This is a genomic window from Runella zeae DSM 19591 (assembly GCF_000423565.1).
Taxonomy (GTDB): Bacteria; Bacteroidota; Bacteroidia; order Cytophagales; family Spirosomataceae; genus Runella; species Runella zeae.
In genome coordinates, this window is record NZ_KE384038.1 from 428,965 (window position 1) to 448,050 (window position 19,086).

The window sequence follows — 19,086 nt, forward strand, 5'->3', positions numbered from 1 at the left end:
TGAAAGTATATGCAAACGTTTGAAATAATAGTACTCTCTCTGTGAAGCTACTTGGAGTTTGTTACCCTAAAATAGGGTTGAGAATTGATTGGAGTAACATGGTAAGAATGTGATAGAAAAAAAAGGTGGTTTTTTTGTAATATATGAAGTAAAATTATTCCTTTGTCTTGCTTTATGATACTGCTACAACGTGTTGAGTATCGTAGCGCTCACTTAATTTATCTAATCTACATATGAAAAAACACTTCTACTTAGCCACGCTATTGTGGCTTGGCGCGCTCATGTCTTGGGCGCAAAATCGTCTCACAGGGCGTGTGACAGACGCCAACGACAACTCTCCTCTTCCTGGTGTAAGTGTACTCTTGAAAGGTACCAATACAGGCGCCACTACCGACGGAGAAGGTAAGTATGTCTTAAACAATGCTACCTCGGGTAGTGTATTGGTGGTGTCTTACATTGGCTATACTCCTCAGGAAATTGTGGTGGGAAGTCGTTCAAACATTGATGTGGCGCTTAAGGTCGACGTCAAATCACTGTCGGAGGTGGTGGTGACGGGTTATGCGACGCAACGTAAACAAGATATTACGGGAGCCGTGACAGTCGTCAATGCCAAAGACCTTACTGCCACTCCCGCTGCGAGTGTCACGCAAATGCTGCAAGGGCGCGCTTCAGGGGTAGTAGTCGGAAACGATAACTCTCCCGGTGGTGGTACGATGGTCCGTATCAGAGGTTTTGGCTCTATCAACAACAACAGCCCGCTGTATGTGATTGACGGAGTTCCTACCCAAGGTACCCTCAACCAAATCAACCCCAACGATATTGAGTCAATGCAGGTACTCAAAGATGCTTCGGCGGCTTCTATTTACGGAGCCCGTGCAGCCAACGGGGTGGTGATTATCACTACCAAAAAGGGAAAAACAGGCGAACCAAGTATTACATTTGATTTTTATACAGGTACTCAAAGACCTGGCAAAATGCTTGATCTGCTGAATACCAAAGAATTAGGTGAGTATTTGTACTTGGCAGATTTAGGGGCCGGAAAAAATCCTTCCGCTACATCCCCCTCTGTACAGTATAAATTTGGAGCCAATGGCGAGCAGACTATTGCTGATTATATTTATCCTAACGTGTATGGTACACTCCCCTCTAACTATACATACACCAACGATATCGCCGATCCTAACTTAGGAAAAACGGCTTTTAATATCACTAAAGCCAACAAAGAAGGTACCGATTGGCAAGATGTTATTTTTGACCCTGCGCCTATCGCCAACTTCCAAATTGGGGCAAGTGGCGGTACAAATTCTGGAAAATATGCTATTTCGGCTGGTTACTTTAAGCAAGATGGTATCTTGAGATATACCAAATATGACCGCTATTCTCTCAGAGCCAACACCGAATTCAAAAAAGGCAGATTTACGGTAGGTGAAAACTTTACTTTTTCTTATGATGAAAGACAAGGTATCACCAACAACAATGAGTCAAACCCTATCATGTTTGCGATTCGGGTGCATCCTATTATTCCAGTGTTTGATATTACCGGAGGGCCAGTTGAGCTAGGCGGTACCAACCTTTCGCCTTACAATGGATTTGCGGGTAGTAAAGGTACCAACCTCGGAAATGCCCCCAACCCTTTGGCACGTCTTTATCGTGAAAAAGATAACATCACCAAAGGAACCCACGTATTCGGAAATGCTTTTGCAGAAGTAGATATTATCAAAGGACTTAAAGCCCGTACTAGCCTTGGTCTTGAATACAATCAGTACAATCGCTCCGAGTATTTCCACCGTGATATTGAAGCTGCCGAAGCACGAAATGCCAATAGCCTCAACGTGATCAACAACTTTGACCGCTCTTTGACTTGGTTTAACACCTTAAATTACAATACAACCATCGGAGACCATACCCTCAATGTGTTGGTAGGAACTGAAGCGGTGACTACATACGCGTTTGGTTTTCAGGCTAGTAGAAGTAACTTCGCTTACGATGATTTAGAATATCGCTACTTAGATGCTGGTTCGGCAGCGGGTTTGAGCAATGCTGGTTCGGGAGCCACTTTGAGTTCTCTTTTCTCTCAATTTGGTAAAATCAACTACTCTTATAAAGATTTCTTGTTGGCCGACTTTACTTTGCGCCGCGATGGCTCTTCTCGCTTCTCGGCAGCCAATCGTTATGGGGTATTCCCAGCGTTTTCGGTGGGTCTTCGTCTGACTGAGTTTGAATTCATGAAACAAGCTCAATTTGTCAATGACTTGAAAATCCGCGCAGGTTGGGGTAAAACTGGTAACCAACTCATTCCAAACGTGTACAATGCCTACACACTCTATGCGGCTGATCCCCTCAACAATGCCTATGACATCAACGGTACAGGGTCGTCAATCGTGGGTGGTTTTGACTTGGTACAGTTTGGAAACCCTAACGGAAAATGGGAAACCAATACTTCTACGAACCTAGGTCTTGATGCGATTTTGCTCAACAACAAAATGGAGTTTGTTTTTGACTGGTACAATCGCGTAACTTCTGATATGTTGACCCAAATTGCCATTCCAAGAACGGCAGGCTCGGGTACAATTCCTTATACCAATATCGGTGAAGTACGTAACCGTGGTTTTGATATTGGTCTAAACTTCCGTGACAAAAAAGGCGATTTCCGTTATCAAGTAGGATTGAGTTTAGGACATTACAAAAATGAAGTATTGAAACTAAACGATGACCGCAATGCTACTGTGTTTGGCTTCACAACTCGCCTTCCGGCTATTTCGGCTACTAAAGCAGGACTGCCAATCGCAAGCTACTATGGGTATTTTGTGGATGGCGTGATCAAAGACCAAGCCGAAGCGGATGCCGCCCCTAAGTTTGGTTCCTATACAAGAGAGGGGACATTCAAATTTAGAGATGTCAACGGCGACGGTGTCATTACGGCAGCTGATAGAACTATCATCGGCAATCCTCACCCTGATTTTACGTATGGTATCAACCTCAATTTTGGATTCAAAAACTGGGATTTGACGATGTTTGGGCAAGGTGTACAAGGCAATCAAATCTTCAATTATGTAAGATACTGGACTGATTTCAACGTGTTTCAAGGCAACCGCTCTAAAGATATGCTTTATAGCTCTTGGAGAAAATCAGGTGATGTAGCCAAACTTCCACGCCTCAACTCTGGCGATGCGATTAGTCAGCAAGTATCTTCTTATTTCTTAGAGGATGGCTCGTATTTGCGCTTGAAAAATATTCAATTGACTTACACTATTCCGTCTTCTATTCTGAAAAAAGCGGGCTTGGCTTCTGCCCAAGTATATGTACAGGGTCAGAATGTTTTGACCCTTACTAAATACTCAGGACTTGACCCTGATATCAACTTGAGAAGTTCAGGTAACGACAACCAAGACATCCACATGGGTATTGATGAAGGTGCCTACCCTGTTGCTAAATCGTATATTGTGGGCTTGCGCTTTGGATTCTAACAGTAAAACAAACTAATTGAAAATCAACATGAAAAAGATAGCTTTATTATTAGTTTTGGTAGGGGTGAGCTTTTCCTGCTCCGAAAAATTCTTTGACTTGAAGCCGCAAGGACGAGCGTCTTTGGAGCAATTAAGTAACAAAAATGGCGTGAATGCCTTATTGATAGGCGCGTATTCTTTGCTCGATGGAGTGGGAGCAGGAAACACAGGTCGCCAATCTACAATTTCCAATTATGTGTTTGGAGGAATCAGTAGCGACGACGCCGTAAAAGGAACTGACGCCGGTGACCAACCCGAACAATCGTTTATTGAACAGTACAACTGGCTTTCTGATAATACTTACTTTTTGGGAAAATGGTGGCATTCGTACGATGGCGTGGCGCGTTGTAATGAAGTAATCCAACTCGTAAGCGGTAGCGCAGTAAAAGATATGACCGACGCCGAAAAAACGCAAGTACTGGCCGAAGCTCGGTTTTTGAGAGGTCACTATCACTTTGAGGCCAAAAAAATGTGGAACAAAGTGCCTTTTATCGACGAAAAAATCTACGTTGCCGCTGACCCTAATTCTACAAAAGTACCTAACACCGAAGATATTTGGCCCAAAATTGAAGCTGATTTTGACTTCGCTGCCAAAAACCTTCCCGCTGTACAAGCTCAAAAAGGAAGAGCTACGCAGTGGGCTGCCAAGACTTACTTAGCGAAGGCATTGATTTTCCAGAAAAAATGGAGCGCTGCCAAAACTTTGCTGGAGGATGTGTTGAAAAATTCAGGTAAAAAATTGGTAGCTAACTATCATGACAATTACAGAACTTTGGGTAATAATAACACTGAGTCTATTTTTGAGGTACAGTTTTCGGTCAACGACGGAACCAACGGCAACAACGGAAATGCGGGTGACAACCTCAACTGGCCTTACTCATCTACGGCGCCAGGTCGCGGATGTTGCGGTTTTTATCAGCCTTCTCACAACCTTGTGAATGCTTTCAAAACAGAAGACGGTTTGCCGATGATTGGAACTGCCGCCGACGGAACGCTCGATACTTACAACAAAGTGGACTTGCCCAATGACCAAGGAATCAGTGCAAGTACTGCCTTTACTTTAGACAAGTCTATTCCTGTTGACCCACGTTTGGATTGGACAGTAGGCCGCAGAGGAGTTAATTTCTTGGATTGGGGCCCGATGCCCGGCTCTACTTGGATTCGCGACCAAGCTTATGCAGGGCCTTTTAGTGGCAAAAAATGGATGTACTATTTGGCCGAAGAAAATAGCACTACACACTCTACAAGCCGCCGTAATGTCAACAACAACTATCGTTTGTTGAAATTATCACACGTGATTTTGTGGTTGGCTGAGTGCGAAGTAGAATTAGGCAACCTTGCCGCTGCTGAGGCCTATGTAAATCAAATCAGAGTGCGTGCCAAAACAGGTTCGGTACAAGACCCAACCGTAAACTACAAAGTAGAGCCCTATCCTACGGGTACTTTTGCTAGCAAAGGAGCGGATTTTGGCAGAAACGCCGTTCGTATGGAGCAACGCCTTGAGTTTGCGATGGAAGGCCACCGTTTCTTCGATTTGGTTCGTTGGGGAATTGCCGAAAAGGTACTCAACAAATATGCCGTAGAAGAAGCAGCTGACGGAAAAGAACCTTCTGGTCGTACTTTCAAAAAGCGCGGATACATGGCTGGGAAAGTCTTTACTACTAAAAACAACTATTTCCCTCTACCTCAAGACGAGATTTTGAACAGTCAAAAAGATGGTAAGCCTACTTTGACTCAAAATACGGGCTATTGATTTTTATATACCGCTAATTGTGCCAAAAGCCTCCACCCAATCGGTGGGGGCTTTTTGTTGGATTAAACCATTGAAGCCTTTTGGTCTCTAACAGAAGTACGAACACACTTTAAGTGTGATAGCTAAATGTTAATTTGAAAGCCACACAAGTTATGAAAACAATCAAGAAATTTTTCGGATTTACAGTAGTGGGTCTGATGACCTATCTGATGTCAGGCTGTGTAGTAAGACCTACCGTAGTACGCCCTGCTCCACCTATTGCGAGAGTAGAAGTGATTCCCCGAAAACCCTCCCCACGCCACGTATGGGTCTCAGGCCAATATCGGTGGCGAAGAAACCACTATGTGTGGGTACCGGGGCATTATAGAAGAGTAAGGTAAGGAATGTTGATTGGTATTGTATGATAAAAATGCCAAAGTGAAATGAATCCACCTTGGCATTTTTGCACTATTATGAATAAAGGGTAAGAAAGACTAAATATCTGAAATCCTAAATTGAAGATAAGTTCTGGCGAGCAATGCTACTTTCTGAAAATCAGGTACCCTGATACGCTCTTCCTGAATGCGAGTCGCAGGGGTCTCTTTGATTTTATTAAAAAGCGTGAGATAGTACACATAAGCCAAATATACTCCCATACGGGCACTTCGGGGGAGCTGCTTAATCGCTAAATAAGCGGCATCAAAATCTGCCTGTATATCTTTTTCTATTTGGCGTTTTGCTTCTTTTGTAAAACTTAAAAAATCTACTCCTGGAAAATATACCCTGCCTCTATCTACAAAGTCACTTTTCAAATCTCTCAAGAAATTTACTTTTTGGAAAGCTGCTCCAAGGCTACGGGCACCATTTTTGAGATGATTAAACATCTCTTTGTCGCCTTCACAAAACACCCGAAGACACATCAGACCCACCACTTCGGCAGAGCCATAGATGTATTCACTGTATTTGTCGTCGGTATAGCTTTGCTTTTCCAAATCCATAGCCATGCTGTGCAAGAAAGCATCAATAAGCTCATTTTCAATCTGATATTGATTGACTACCATTTGGAAAGAATGCAAAACAGGGTTGAGGCTAATACCAGTATGAATCGCCTCGTATGTATCTTTGACAAATCGCTCAAGAAGAAGCTTTTGATCAAAATCATAAAAAGTATCTACGATTTCGTCGGCATAGCGTACAAACCCATAAATAGCATAGATAGGAAAGTGAAATTTCTTATCCAAGGTCTTGATACCCAAAGTAAAGGAAGTGCTGTATCGTTCGGTGATAAGTTTGCTGCACTCAAGATTTGTTTGGTCAAACAACTGCATCATGGGTTTTAAATGTCTTTTTGAGGGTTTAGAAGCTTACCTACAAGCGATTGAAGGTGTGTGGTTGATTTTCAAACGTTTGATAGTAAAGCCATTTACGAGATGGTAATGCGCTACAATTCCTATTTTATCCAAACTCTTTTGCTACTTCATCGGCCACTACTAGCCCCGAAATAAGAGAAGGGGGTACGCCAGGTCCCGGAACGGTGAGCTGTCCTGTATAAAACAGATTAGAGACCTTTTTGTTTTTAAGTTTTGGTTTTAAAAAAGCAGTTTGTAATAAAGTATTGGCTAAGCCATAGGCATTTCCTTTAAAAGCATTGTAATCTGCCCGAAAATCGCTGTGGGCAAAAGTACGTTTATATACGATATGGGGTCTAATTTCCTCTCCTACATAGGCTTCAAGACGATTCATGACGAGATCAAAATAATACTCCCGCGTTGCTTCGTTATCATCCTTTAAATCAGGGGCGACCGGAATCAAAATAAAAACATTTTCGTGCCCTGCTGGTGCTACGGTAGGGTCGGTTTTGGAAGGAGCTGATACATAAAAAAGAGGTTTGCTTGGCCACTGAGGTTGGGTATAAATTTCGTGAGCGTGCTGTTTAAAATCTTCATCAAAGAAAAGATTATGGTGAAGAAGTTTGGGAATACGCTTATTGACACCTAAGTAGTAAAGCAATGAAGACGGTGCCAAGGTGCGTTTGTCCCAATATTGATCTGAATAATTCCGATATTCTCCTAAAAGCTGCGTATCTACATGGTGATAATCTGCTCCTGCTACTACTACATCGGCTTCAAAAGAAGTATGCTGTGTAATTACTTTTTTGGCTTTTGAGCCCGTGATTTCTATCTTTTCCACATTCTGATTGCACAAGATGTTGACCCCTTTTTCTTGCGCCAAACTTACCATACCTTTGACGATTTCGTGCATACCGCCCATCGGATACCATGTGCCAAGTGCAATTTCGGCGTAATTCATAAGGCTATACATAGCGGGGGTGTTTTCGGGAGTAGCTCCCAAAAACAAAATCGGAAACTCCATCAATTGAAGGAGTTTAGGGTCAGTAAAAAACTTACGAATGTGAGTCGCAAACGACTGTAGTACATCCATTCGTCCCAAATCATATAAGAGTTTTAAACTTACAAATTCGGAAAGGCTACGGCTAGGTTTCCACACAAACTTGTTCATGCCTACGTCGTATTTGTAGGCGGCTTGATGGAGAAATGCCTCAAGTCTTGCGCCACTGCCTATTTCGATGCTTTCAAAAAGTGCTTTCAGTTTTTCGATACCTGCTGGAATATCGACCTTGGTATTCGAATCAAAAATGACAGCATAGGAAGGATCTAAACGGATTAGGTGATAATAATCAGAAGGCTTTTTGTTGAATTTGGCGAAGTAATTTTCAAATACATCAGGCATCCAATACCAACTTGGGCCCATGTCGAATCGAAAGCCATCGACCTCAAAAAGACGAGCGCGTCCGCCTAAGGTAGCGTTTTTTTCTAAGATAGTGACCTCAAAGCCTTTGTCGGCTAGGCTTGTAGCTGTTGCAAGTCCTGCAAATCCTGCACCGATAACGATGATTTTTTTCAAGGATGTAAAATTAGTAATAGAGTTAATGGTATTGAGTTTTGATATTAACTCTATTACCTACTTAACGGTTTTGGAATATACGCGATTTTTTAAAAAAAACCTATTGTTTGTAGATAATTCCATCTTTCATCACAAACACTACGTTTTGAAGCGTTTTGATATTTTGAAGAGGGTTTTCGTCGGTTGCGATTATATCGGCGTATTTTCCCTGAGAGATGCTACCCATATTATTTTGTTCGCCTAAAATCTGCGCAGGCACAATAGTAGCTGCTTTGATAGCTTCCATTGGGGGCATTCCTACTTCGGTCATGTATTCAAATTCTTTGGCGTTTTTGCCGTGGGCAAATACCCCTGCATCCGTACCAAACGCAATTTTAACTCCTGATTTATATGCTTTTTCGAATGTTTTTTGAATCAAAGGCCCTGTTTCCAACGCTTTCATTCTTACAAAAGGGTGGTAATAACCGATAATTTTTGCCGAATCGGCCGCCGAACGTCCCGCAATAATAGTGGGTACATAGTAAGTTCCCATTTTTTTGAAAAGCTCAATAGCCTCATCATCCATGTAGGTGCCATGCTCTATGGTAGTTACGCCCGCTCTGATAGCCCGTTTCATACCTTCTGTACCGTGGGCGTGGGCGGCCACATGAAATCCATAATCTTTGGCTGTTTGTACAATAGCCACGGCCTCTTCGTCGGTAAATTGGGGAGCCTTTCCACTTTTGGCGATACTCAGCACTCCGCCAGTAGCGGTGATTTTGATACAATCAGCTCCGTCTTTGTAGCGCTGTCTTACGGCTTTGCGAGCTGCGTCAGGCGAGTCCACTATGCCGTCGGTCACTTTGTCGGGGACGGTATACATCGGGCTGAGTCCATTGGTGGGGTCGCCGTGGCCGCCTGTGGTGGCGATAGTTTGCCCAGATGTGAAAATCCGAGGGCCACTTACAAGCCCCTTAGTGATGGCATTGCGAAGGGCAATATTTACTCCTGAACCTCCCAAATCCCGTACCGCAGTAAAACCTGCCATGAGGTTTGTGAGCGCGTTTTTTTGAGCCTCAAAAGCGATGTCGGCGGGATTGTTGCTCATGCGTTTGAGATATTGGTCACGACTCATTTCGCTTTCGATGTGTACGTGCATATCTGTAAGGCCAGGCAATACCGTTTTTGCTTTCAAATCCACGAGCTTGTCGGTAGGTTGAGGTTTGGTATAGCCTTTTTCAACGGCCATGATTCGATTTTTTTCTACGATGATTGTTACTTGATTTTGGATGTCGTTGGCTAGGCCGTCGATTAATTTACCGCAATGAATCAAAGTTCGTTGGGCGTATAGCTGACTTAACGCCAACCCACATAAAACCGTGAGAAGGAAAGGTTTTTTCATACGAAAGCTAGTTTTTTGTTTGAAGATATTTCCTCAAATAAAGCATTTTTTTTCTCAAATTAAGGTACTCTATACCCATTGTGTTTAATAAAATCATTTTAACTGATATTTAATGGCTCATATGTTGATTTGTATTTAGTTGGCATTCGTTTTTAGGAAGAAAGTATATAAAAATATTGAGCTATGAATAAAAATAAATTAGTGGCCTCTATCTTATTGGCCTCAGCAGCAGCGACCACCTTTGTGGCGCTTACTTCTTTTCGATTTTTACCCAAAGGTGCAGTACCTATAAAACCTTTTGACCAGCAAAAGTACCTTGGGAAGTGGTATGAGATAGCCCGTTTGGACTATAAATGGGAACGCAATTTGGATAATGTAACAGCCCACTATTCGCTCAAAGACAATGGTGATATCAGGGTAGAAAACCGAGGCTACAATTTCAAAAAAGAAAAATGGGAACAAAGCATAGGTAAAGCCAAACCGGTGGGTGACCCTAAAGAGGCAAAATTGAAAGTATCGTTCTTTGGGCCTTTTTATGCGGGTTATAACGTAATCGCTATTGACGAAAACTATCAATACGCGCTAGTAGTAGGAGAAAATACCAAATATATGTGGATTCTTTCTCGTACCACCACTATTCCTGAGTCGGTGAAGCAGGCGTATGTTCAGAAGGCTAAGGCGATTGGCTTCCAGACGGAAGACCTAGTGTGGGTGAAGCATGACCGCCAAAGTGAATAAAACAAAAAACTCCCCAACTTTTTCGGTTGGGGAGTAAACTATACTAAAAAACAAACACAAAAACTAGTTAGGATATCCTGGATTTTGTGGTTTTAGATTCGGGTTGTTAAGCATTTCTTGTTTTCCAAGGGGCAACAACAAGTGCTTAGCTTCGAGTGCTTTGTTGGAGCTTAGATTAACGTGGCCTACGAAATTGTCGAATCCATTGGTTTTTTCGTTGTATACTTTACGAAGGCGAACCATGTCAAACCAAGTGATTTGCTCATAGCATAGCTCATGCCAACGCTCTCTCCAAACCGCTTCGCGGAAGGTAGCTTGAGTAAATGTACCAAGGGCAGGAGTAGTAAGTTTAGCCCGGTCTCTGATTCGTTTCATCGCATCGTAGGCCGCTTGATTAGGACCACCTACTTCATTTTGGGCTTCAGCGTAGGTAAGTAGTACTTCGGCGTAGCGAATTTGAGGTACGTTTAAGTTGTCTTGGCGTGTACCTGCGGTGCCAGAAGTACCATTTGCGGTACGATTGAAGTGCTTGAAGATATAAGGAGCTCCTAAATTAAAACGAGCTCCATTGCCATTTGTAAAATAGGTCGTATAAAAATACCCTTCTTGGTCTTTAGCACGCAAATCGCCTGGCTCATAAGAGTTGTAGAATGAAGGGGTAGGCACTGTGCTACCTGTACCTGAAGGACCGTTGTAAGTAACGGGCTTGAAGTTAGGGAACATATTACCCATCGGATTTCCGGCTACCACAGTGTTGTATTGCAGCATGAAAAGGTGCTCAATTCTGTTTTTGAGGTTTTCTTGATGTACTTCCTCATACGTGGCAAACAAGTTGATGACATTAGGGTTAGCATTAGCATAGGTGATTACTTCAAGTGCTTTGCTAGCGGCTAGTTGATAGTGAGAAGCCCCCTTGTTGAGAGGAAAACCAGCCATTGTGAGATACACACGAGCCAATTGTGCTTTTACAGCGGCAAGATTGACGCGTCCGCTTACATCCATCCATGCCAAGCCTGCATTTTCAGCTTCGGTGAGGTCAGCGACAATCAACTTATAAATCTCCTCTTGAGAAGTACGAGTGGGTTGAAAGTCAGTAGAACCAGCAGTTTGAGGATCTGTAATCAATGGTATATCTCCCCAAAGTCTTACGGCAGTGAAGTAAGCAGAAGCCCGAAGAAAACGCGCTTCACCCAAGATTTTCTTTTTCTGCGCCTCAGGCATAGGGGTGATTGGCGGTACTTTCGCAATCACTTGGTTGGCTTGAGAAATTACTTTATAAAGCCCATTCCAGTAGTTTACTACGTGAGCGGTGTTACCATCATGAACCAACCCATACAAGTTGTTAAGGTCAGAGTTTTGGGCTGTTTCGGTAGTAGAAGTACCTGTAAGTGCTTCTAGCAATTGCCAGTTGGAAGAAAAAATCCCCGCACCATCACCCATGAATCTCAAGTCAGCATATACAGAAGCTAAAGCGGCCTCGGCGTGATCGGGAATAGTGTAAAAGCTATCGGGCGTTAAGTTAGACGGTGCTTGTTCTTTTAAGAATTCAGTACAACCCGACGGTCCTAGCAACACAGCACTTAACAACGCTGCCTTGCCTACATTCTTTATGATATTTAATTTCATCGCAAATTTCGTTTTTGAATTAAGTAATTAATTAGAATCCAACCTGAATCCCTAGCATGTAAGTGGTAGGCTTAGGATAGTTGTGCCAAATCATCCCTTGAGAGAAGGCGCTGTTGCCATTTCCTTGGTTGGTAGGAGTTACTTCTGGATCTCCTACGATTTTATCTTCTACCAACAAGAAGAAGTTTTGGGCACTAGTATAGATTCTAAGACGGCTTAATTTTAGTTTGCTAGTAACGTGGCTAGGGAAAGTATAGCCCAACAATAAGTTTCTACCACGAAGGAATGAGCCATTTTTGATCCAGTGACTATCCACATTTGTTACATAGCCCGCTCTTGTATCGCGAATTTCGGCAATCATCGTGTTTTGGTTTTGAGGAGTCCAAGCGTTCAATACAGATGTATAGCTATTGGCAAGTGCTTGGCGGTCCTCGCTTGGGTGAAGGTTCATGAGCATTACGTCATTGCCATACATATATTGAAGCTCTAAGGTCAAGTCAAGGTTTTTATAACGAACGGTGTTGGTCAATGCACCCCAGCCTTTAGGACTACCGTTTCCGATAATGCTACGATCGGCATCAGTAATTGCTTTATCGCCGTTTACATCCAAGTACTTAATATCACCAGGCAAGATAGTGAGACCGTTGCGGTAGCTAGTGAATTTAGCAGCTTCTTCGCGCTCGGCTTCGCTCCATACACCTAAGCGAGTTAATCCCCAAAACGAACCTACGGGTTCTCCGATACGAATCACGTTGGTAGGGTTGGTGAAGTTAGGTCCCCCTACATTGAAGATGTCAGAAGGTGTTGCCAAAGAAAGCACCTTGTTACGGTTCATTGAAATGTTGAAGGTGGTATTCCACTGAACTACTCCGTTGTCGATGTTAGTAGAGTTGATGGCGATTTCAATACCCTTGTTGTACATTGAGCCTACGTTACGTCTGATAGTAGCGTATCCACTTGTACGCGGTACAGGGGCATCCAAAAGCATATCGGTAGTCTCTCTATAATACAAGTCAGCCTCAATATTTACGCGGCCTTTCAAAAGTCCCAATTCAACACCTACGTCAGCTTGGGCTGTTTTTTCCCAACGCAAATCGGGGTTAGCCAAACGTGAAATACCCGTACCTGACACGCGCGAATCGTTGTACAAAGTAGCGTAGTTTGAGCTAAGAAGGGCGAGTGAAGAGTAGGCCGGGATTTCGGAGTTACCAGTCAAACCAAAGCTAGTACGTAATTTCAAATTAGAAATAACATTGTTGCCTTTCAAGAAATCTTCTTCAGACAAACGCCACGCAAATGCTCCTGAAGGGAAGAAGGCATATTTGTGGTTATCCCCAAATTTTGACGAACCATCGGCACGACCAGTCAAGGTAAACAAGTACTTGTTGGACAAGGTATAGTTGATACGTCCAAAGTATGAGTTAAAGGCAAAACGAGATGCACCTGAGCCCACACCAGGGTTGGTAGCACCTGCACCGAGGTTGTTAAAGCCAAAGTAGTCAGTAGCAAAGTTGTTGATGCTTGCACTCATACTAAAAGCATTTGTTTCTTGCCAAGAAATCCCCAAAAGGGCAGTCAAAGAGTGTTTATCGCCGATTTGTTTGTTGTAAGTCAAATAGTTTTCCAACGACCAGAAGCTCTCTTTACTGTTGCTAGTAGAAGCATTACCATTACCACCAATATTCAATGTACGAGTTTGAGATTGGTTGTTTTCTTGGGTCAATACATTTACCCCAAATACAGTACGCATCTCCAATCCTTTAGCGATATTGATGTTTGAGTACATACTACCCACGGTAGTTTGGGTATTCAAAATATACTTACGACCCATCAAGCGGTGCAAAGAGCTCATAGTACCCTCTGCGTAGGGGTAGTCACGGTTGTTGGCAAATGTACCGTCGGCATAGCGAGTAGGCATAAATGGAAAATCCTCCACGATTTGGCGCGCTACTGCGTCATTGATATCCACAAGGTTTTCGCTTTGGTTGTTGTAGCTCAAAGTACCTCCTACTTTCAACCATTTTTTGATTTGATCATCAATCGTAAAACGACCTGCATAACGCTTCATGTAAGAAGTTTTGATAAGCCCTTGGTCGTCGCGATAGTTGAGTGAGAAGGAGTACTGTGTACGCTCGTTACCACCGCTGAAACCCAATTGGTGGTTTTGAGAAAGGCTATTTTGGCTAGTCTCTTTAAACCAATCGGTGTCGTAAAGAGGGTTTCCATTAGCATCAAAAATCCGTGGATCTGTGCGGCGAAGTTTAGGGTTTAAGTAAGCCCATTTACCTGCTGCCCAGCCTACAGGGTCATACTTGGCCATATTGGCCCATGCCAAATCTTCAACTGCCAAATATTGTTTGGCATTGAGTACTTCAGGGCGGTTGGGTCCGATGGTATTTACGCTGAAGTCGGCATTGTAAGTGACCGTTCCTTCGCCTGCTTTTCCTTTTTTGGTAGTTACCAAGATTACGCCATTAGCCCCTCTAGCTCCATAAATAGCGGTAGAAGAAGCATCTTTCAATACTTCCACCGACACGATGTCGTTGGGGTTGATATAATCGATTGCTGAGGTAAACTGGTTTTGGTTTCCTTGAGGAAGCATCACACCATCTACTACGTAAAGAGGGTTGTTAGAAGAGTTGATAGAACTAAAACCCCGTACCCGGATAGTAGTACGACCGCCTGGACGGCCAGAGTTAGTATTTACTTGCACCCCTGCCATACGACCCGAAAGCGCCTGTGTAAGTGAAGGTGCGGGGCGTTCGAGTAGCTGATCTGCTTTTACTGAACCTACGGCACCTGTTAAGTCTGATTTTTTGAGGGTACCATAACCGATAACCACAATCTCCTCTAACACTTTACTGTCACCTTTGAGAGTAAGGTTAATAGTGGTTTGATTGCCAACGGCAATTTCTTGTGGTTGATAGCCCACAAACGAGAAAATTAAAGTAGCATTTGCGTCAGGGACATCAAGTTTGAATTGTCCATTACCGTCAGTGACGGTACCTCGTTGCGTACCTTTCAATACAATACTTACACCAGGAAGAGGAGAGTTGGTTTCGTCAACTACCTTTCCGGTTACAATTTTGTCAACTGATTTTTGATCCACATTAGTGGTGGTGAGTTTGTCGAGGACATGTCGATCTGGAGCGGCTTGGGAGATGTTGCTGCTCAAAAATGCTAAGATGCCTATCCCCATCATCTTAGCGAGCGAACCATGCGAATGTAATGGTTTGTTCATAGAGTGTTGCCATTGCTATGGCGTTTTAGGTTTGAAAACGACTGTACTAATTAAACAATGCACCCTAAGAAGAGTAGATTTCAAAATAATTACTTTCTTTATTCTAAAAAAAATATCCATCACCAAGTTATTAATTGAATTTTTTTAATATCTCATTTATTGTATAATGATTGTATAAAAAGGGTGAATATGCTAATATGTGTATATTTAACCCACATTTGTGTCTACAAAAAAGCATAATCCATCTTGTACAAAAACCATTATAAAAAAATTGTGACGTGATTCCCTCTACAAGACTCTTTGGGCTTTTGTATGTAAATAGGTAGTTTTGGGAAATACCTTGTTTATCCATCCAAACTATTATTTTATGAGAAAGATATTACTTCTATTTGCGATTAGCTTCTTGGCGAAAACTGCCGTTTTTGCCCAAGAAGATATTCTGAAAAAATTACAAAATATTGCAGTTGTTGACCAAAAAGTAATGATGCCAATGCGAGACGGAGTGCGCTTGGCTACGGATATTTTTCGCCCCAAAACTGATAAGCCCGTTCCGGTCATTTTTTCCAAAACTCCTTATAATTTCAACTCTTGGGGCAATGGCGAAATGAATCCCCGTACCTACCAAGCTGCTTTGGAGGCTGTTTCTAGGGGGTATGCATATGTGGTTCAAAATGAGAGAGGTAGGTTTTTTTCAGAAGGTGATTGGGACATTCTCGGGCCTCCTACTACCGACGGCTATGATGCTTTTTCGTGGCTTACCAAACAAGCTTGGTGCAATGGTAAAATCGGCACGATTGGATGCTCTTCTACCGCAGAATGGCAAATGGCAGTAGCCGCCCTCGATCACCCTTCTCATGCGGCAATGGTACCGCAAGGGTTTGGAGCTGGAGTAGGAAAAGTAGGGGAGTTTTGGGAGCAGGGCAATTGGTACAGAGGTGGTGCTCAACAAATGCTTTTTACCGCGTGGCTTTATGGCACTCAAAATGACGCAGTTAGGCCGCAGTTTCCCAAAAATGCTACCCAAGAAGAACTACAGCGCGTGTCAAGGTATTTTGATTTAGCTACCGAAATGCCGCCAGTAGATTGGTCAAAAGGATTGAGACATCTGCCAGTGCAGGATATTATCAAAAATGTAAACGGCCAAAAAGGAGTTTATGAGAAGATGATTGTACGCAAACCAAACGACCCAGAATGGTTTAAAGGTGGTTTGTACCACGACAACATGCCTTTTGGCGTGCCTAGTTTTTGGTTTGTGTCTTGGTATGATGTATCAAGTGCACCTAATTTGGCCCTTTTTAATCATGTTCGTAAAAATGCTACCGACCCTCAAGTGCGCGACAATCAGTATTTGGTGATTGCTCCTACTTTGCACTGTGCTTACAAAAGAGCCACCGAAAATACCATCGTCGGAGAGCGAAGCGTAGGCGACGCCCGCCTCAACTATGATGAGCAAATTTATGCTTGGTTTGACCATTGGCTCAAGGGCGAAACCAACGATTTCTTCAAGAAGACCCCACGTGTACAATACTATACGATGGGATCAAACAAGTGGCAATCGTCAGAAACGTGGCCTCCTGCCGATGTCGAAATGAAAACTTACTATCTCAATAGTGGTGGAAAAGCCAATAGCCTTTACGGAGATGGAAAGCTTACGCTTCAAGCACCTTCCAAAGAAAACAAGACGGATGAGTTTGCGTACGATCCCAAATTTCCAGTGCCTTCTTATGGTGGAAATGTGTGTTGTACTGGCAACGCTGTGCAGGGAGGTTCTTTTGACCAACATCAAATGGAAACGCGGCATGACATCTTGGTTTATACCACGGAACCCTTTAAAGAAGGAGTAGAAATGACCGGACAAATCGAAACCACTTTGTATGTATCTTCGGACGCAAAAGATACCGATTTTACGGTAAAAGTTATCGATGTATATCCCGACGGGAGGGCGTATAATTTGGATGAGACTATTTTGCGAGCCCGCTATCGTGAAGGCTTCGATAAAGAAGTATGGATGGAAAAAGGAAAAGTGTATAAACTCAACTTGAGTCCGATGGTGACCTCCAATTATTTTGCTCCTGGTCATAGTATTCGTATCGAAATATCAAGTAGTAATTTTCCACGTTTTGACCGCAACCTCAATACAGGGGGCAATAATTATGACGAAAAAGACGGTATCGTAGCTCACAATCAAATCCATCATTCGGCGGCTTATCCTTCTCAGGTGCGCTTGCCTCTTCTAAAGACTAAGTAAATATTGGTAACAGGAGATACCAATGTAGGTGTGAGTTCCGTTAAAAAAATGATAATTTTGTAGAGGCGCTTACCGAAAGTAGCGCCTCTTTTGCCCTCATCCAAACTCAGAATATTCTGTGAAAAAACATCTTGCTTGGCTTTGTTTGTTACTCTTTTTGGGATTGGAAGGTTGTAAAACCTCCAAAAAACCGCGTACTACTCCTCGTGATTTTGGTCCTATGGGGGTGCGCCGTGAGATGAGGGCTGTGTGGATTGCGACTGTCGACAATATCGATTGGCCTAGCCGCAAAAACCTTTCTCCTGACGAGCAGCGGGCTGAGTTTGTACGATTATTGGATACTCACAAACGGACAGGTATCAATGCGGTTTTTGTGCAGGTGCGTGCCGCTGCGGATGCCTTCTACGCCAAAAGTGAAGAGCCTTGGTCTGAATGGCTCACGGGCAAGCAAGGCAAAGCTCCCGAGCCTTTTTACGACCCAATGGAGTTTATGATTGAAGAGTGTCATCGGCGGGGGATGGAGTTTCATGCTTGGCTTAATCTCAATCGCGTGGCTCACAGGGTTAGTAAAAGTATCGCTTCCAACAACATCGGCAAAGTACATCCTGAGTGGGTATTTGAATATGACGGCTATCGATTGTTCAATTTTGGCTTACCCGAAGTGAGGGATTATATTACCAATGTCACTACCAACATTGTCACAAATTATGACGTAGATGGCATTCACTTTGACGATTATTTCTACCCTTATACCGTGACGGGCCAAACCCTCAAAGACGAAGCAGCCTATCAGGAATACGGGCGGCGATTCCGCTCAAAAGACGATTGGCGCAGAGACAATATAGATAAACTTATCAAACAAATAAGCGATGCTATTACGGCTCAAAAATCCTATGTAAAGTTTGGGGTAAGCCCTTTTGGGGTTTGGCGTAACAAACAAGATGACCCCAGCGGCTCTCCTACCCAAGCAGGGCAAACTTCATACGACAATCTATATGCCGATACCAAAAAATGGATGAAAGCAGGCTGGATAGATTACATGGTTCCGCAGATTTATTTTTCTACCAAGTTTGACAAAGTGCCTTTCAGGACTCTGACGCTGTGGTGGCTCGATCATACTTATGGGCGTCATTTGTACATTGGCCAAGGGGCGTATCGGATAGGGACGCAGGATAAAGATAAAACATGGGCCGACTATTCGGAATTGCCTCGACAAATGCGATTTATCAGAGAACATAAAGAAATCACGGGAAGTGTATTTTATAGCTCTAAGTCTTTGATTAATAACAAATTTGGCCATGCAGATTCGCTTCGGAAGAATTTTTATAAAGAAGCTGCATTTCCCCCTCCTATGCCTTGGAAAGACCGCTTGCCGCCTGCGGCACCTCGCCAATTGCAAGCCAAAGATACGCGCAATGGCGTGGATTTGAGGTGGCTCCCCTCGCTCAAAGCGAGAGACGGGGATGGGGCGCGTTATTATGCCGTATATCGCTATGCAGACGACGAAGAGCCACGTTTATTAGCAGGGTGTTATGAAGGGCAAACCCGCGCTCTTGACCGTACTGCCCTTCGTGGCAAAGTCTATACGTATGCTATCACGGCATTGGATCGCCTTCACAATGAAAGTGAGGCCGTTTTGACAAGCGTAATGGTGAGAGCCAATATGCACGCTAGAAGCAGTAAATAAGC

11 protein-coding genes are annotated in these 19,086 nt (G+C 43.3%); 6 read left to right on the forward strand and 5 right to left on the reverse strand.

Annotated elements, in window-relative coordinates:
* Positions 1–233 precede the first annotated feature (233 nt).
* From G563_RS0124505 to G563_RS37770, 3 genes are all read left to right on the forward strand, one after another.
* Positions 234–3,467, forward strand: coding sequence for a SusC/RagA family TonB-linked outer membrane protein (locus G563_RS0124505; protein ID WP_028667654.1), 3,234 nt, complete (start codon positions 234–236; stop codon positions 3,465–3,467).
* 28 nt (positions 3,468–3,495) lie between these two features.
* Positions 3,496–5,259 (forward strand): RagB/SusD family nutrient uptake outer membrane protein, encoded by a 1,764-nt coding sequence (locus G563_RS0124510; RefSeq protein ID WP_028667655.1) that lies wholly within the window; start codon positions 3,496–3,498, stop codon positions 5,257–5,259.
* Positions 5,260–5,411: 152 nt separating this feature from the next.
* Positions 5,412–5,639: a hypothetical protein gene (locus tag G563_RS37770; protein WP_084650971.1), complete on the forward strand. Its 228-nt coding sequence runs from the start codon at positions 5,412–5,414 to the stop codon at positions 5,637–5,639.
* 93 nt (positions 5,640–5,732) lie between these two features.
* Here the strand turns inward: G563_RS37770 and G563_RS0124515 are convergent, their stop codons facing one another.
* The 3 genes from G563_RS0124515 to G563_RS0124530 form a co-directional block, all read right to left on the reverse strand.
* On the reverse strand, positions 5,733–6,569 hold the full coding sequence (locus G563_RS0124515) for a phytoene/squalene synthase family protein (RefSeq protein WP_028667656.1): 837 nt from the start codon (positions 6,567–6,569) through the stop codon (positions 5,733–5,735).
* 124 nt (positions 6,570–6,693) lie between these two features.
* Positions 6,694–8,163, reverse strand: coding sequence for a bifunctional phytoene desaturase/3,4-desaturase (gene crtID / locus G563_RS0124525; protein ID WP_028667657.1), 1,470 nt, complete (start codon positions 8,161–8,163; stop codon positions 6,694–6,696).
* Positions 8,164–8,263: 100 nt separating this feature from the next.
* A complete protein-coding gene (locus G563_RS0124530; RefSeq protein WP_028667658.1) occupies positions 8,264–9,544 on the reverse strand; it encodes a metal-dependent hydrolase family protein in 1,281 nt (426 codons plus the stop codon).
* A gap of 183 nt (positions 9,545–9,727) precedes the next feature.
* Between G563_RS0124530 and G563_RS0124535 the strand changes: the two genes are divergently transcribed.
* Positions 9,728–10,282, forward strand: coding sequence for a lipocalin family protein (locus G563_RS0124535; RefSeq protein WP_028667659.1), 555 nt, complete (start codon positions 9,728–9,730; stop codon positions 10,280–10,282).
* A gap of 63 nt (positions 10,283–10,345) precedes the next feature.
* Here G563_RS0124535 and G563_RS0124540 read toward each other — a convergent pair whose 3' ends face one another.
* Positions 10,346–11,908, reverse strand: coding sequence for a RagB/SusD family nutrient uptake outer membrane protein (locus tag G563_RS0124540; RefSeq protein WP_028667660.1), 1,563 nt, complete (start codon positions 11,906–11,908; stop codon positions 10,346–10,348).
* A gap of 31 nt (positions 11,909–11,939) precedes the next feature.
* Positions 11,940–15,149 (reverse strand): SusC/RagA family TonB-linked outer membrane protein, encoded by a 3,210-nt coding sequence (locus G563_RS0124545; RefSeq protein WP_028667661.1) that lies wholly within the window; start codon positions 15,147–15,149, stop codon positions 11,940–11,942.
* 367 nt (positions 15,150–15,516) lie between these two features.
* Here G563_RS0124545 and G563_RS0124550 point away from each other — a divergent pair, with 367 nt between their 5' ends.
* Positions 15,517–17,397 carry a CocE/NonD family hydrolase gene (locus tag G563_RS0124550; RefSeq protein ID WP_028667662.1) on the forward strand — a complete coding sequence of 627 codons (1,881 nt, stop codon included), beginning with the start codon at positions 15,517–15,519 and terminating at the stop codon, positions 17,395–17,397.
* Between the two features lie 118 nt (positions 17,398–17,515).
* Complete coding sequence (locus G563_RS0124555) at positions 17,516–19,084, forward strand: glycoside hydrolase family 10-like protein (RefSeq protein ID WP_028667663.1); 1,569 nt, start codon at positions 17,516–17,518, stop codon at positions 19,082–19,084.
* Positions 19,085–19,086 lie beyond the last annotated feature (2 nt).

What these genes read in the sequence shown, in the direction of transcription:
- G563_RS0124505 (WP_028667654.1), top strand. Translation starts at nt 234, where the DNA reads ATGAAAAAACACTTCTACTTAGCCACGCTATTGTGGCTTGGCGCGCTC.
- G563_RS0124510 (WP_028667655.1), top strand. Translation starts at nt 3,496, where the DNA reads ATGAAAAAGATAGCTTTATTATTAGTTTTGGTAGGGGTGAGCTTTTCC.
- G563_RS37770 (WP_084650971.1), top strand. Translation starts at nt 5,412, where the DNA reads ATGAAAACAATCAAGAAATTTTTCGGATTTACAGTAGTGGGTCTGATG.
- G563_RS0124515 (WP_028667656.1), bottom strand. Translation starts at nt 6,569, where the DNA reads ATGATGCAGTTGTTTGACCAAACAAATCTTGAGTGCAGCAAACTTATC.
- G563_RS0124530 (WP_028667658.1), bottom strand. Translation starts at nt 9,544, where the DNA reads ATGAAAAAACCTTTCCTTCTCACGGTTTTATGTGGGTTGGCGTTAAGT.
- G563_RS0124535 (WP_028667659.1), top strand. Translation starts at nt 9,728, where the DNA reads ATGAATAAAAATAAATTAGTGGCCTCTATCTTATTGGCCTCAGCAGCA.
- G563_RS0124540 (WP_028667660.1), bottom strand. Translation starts at nt 11,908, where the DNA reads ATGAAATTAAATATCATAAAGAATGTAGGCAAGGCAGCGTTGTTAAGT.
- G563_RS0124545 (WP_028667661.1), bottom strand. Translation starts at nt 15,149, where the DNA reads ATGAACAAACCATTACATTCGCATGGTTCGCTCGCTAAGATGATGGGG.
- G563_RS0124550 (WP_028667662.1), top strand. Translation starts at nt 15,517, where the DNA reads ATGAGAAAGATATTACTTCTATTTGCGATTAGCTTCTTGGCGAAAACT.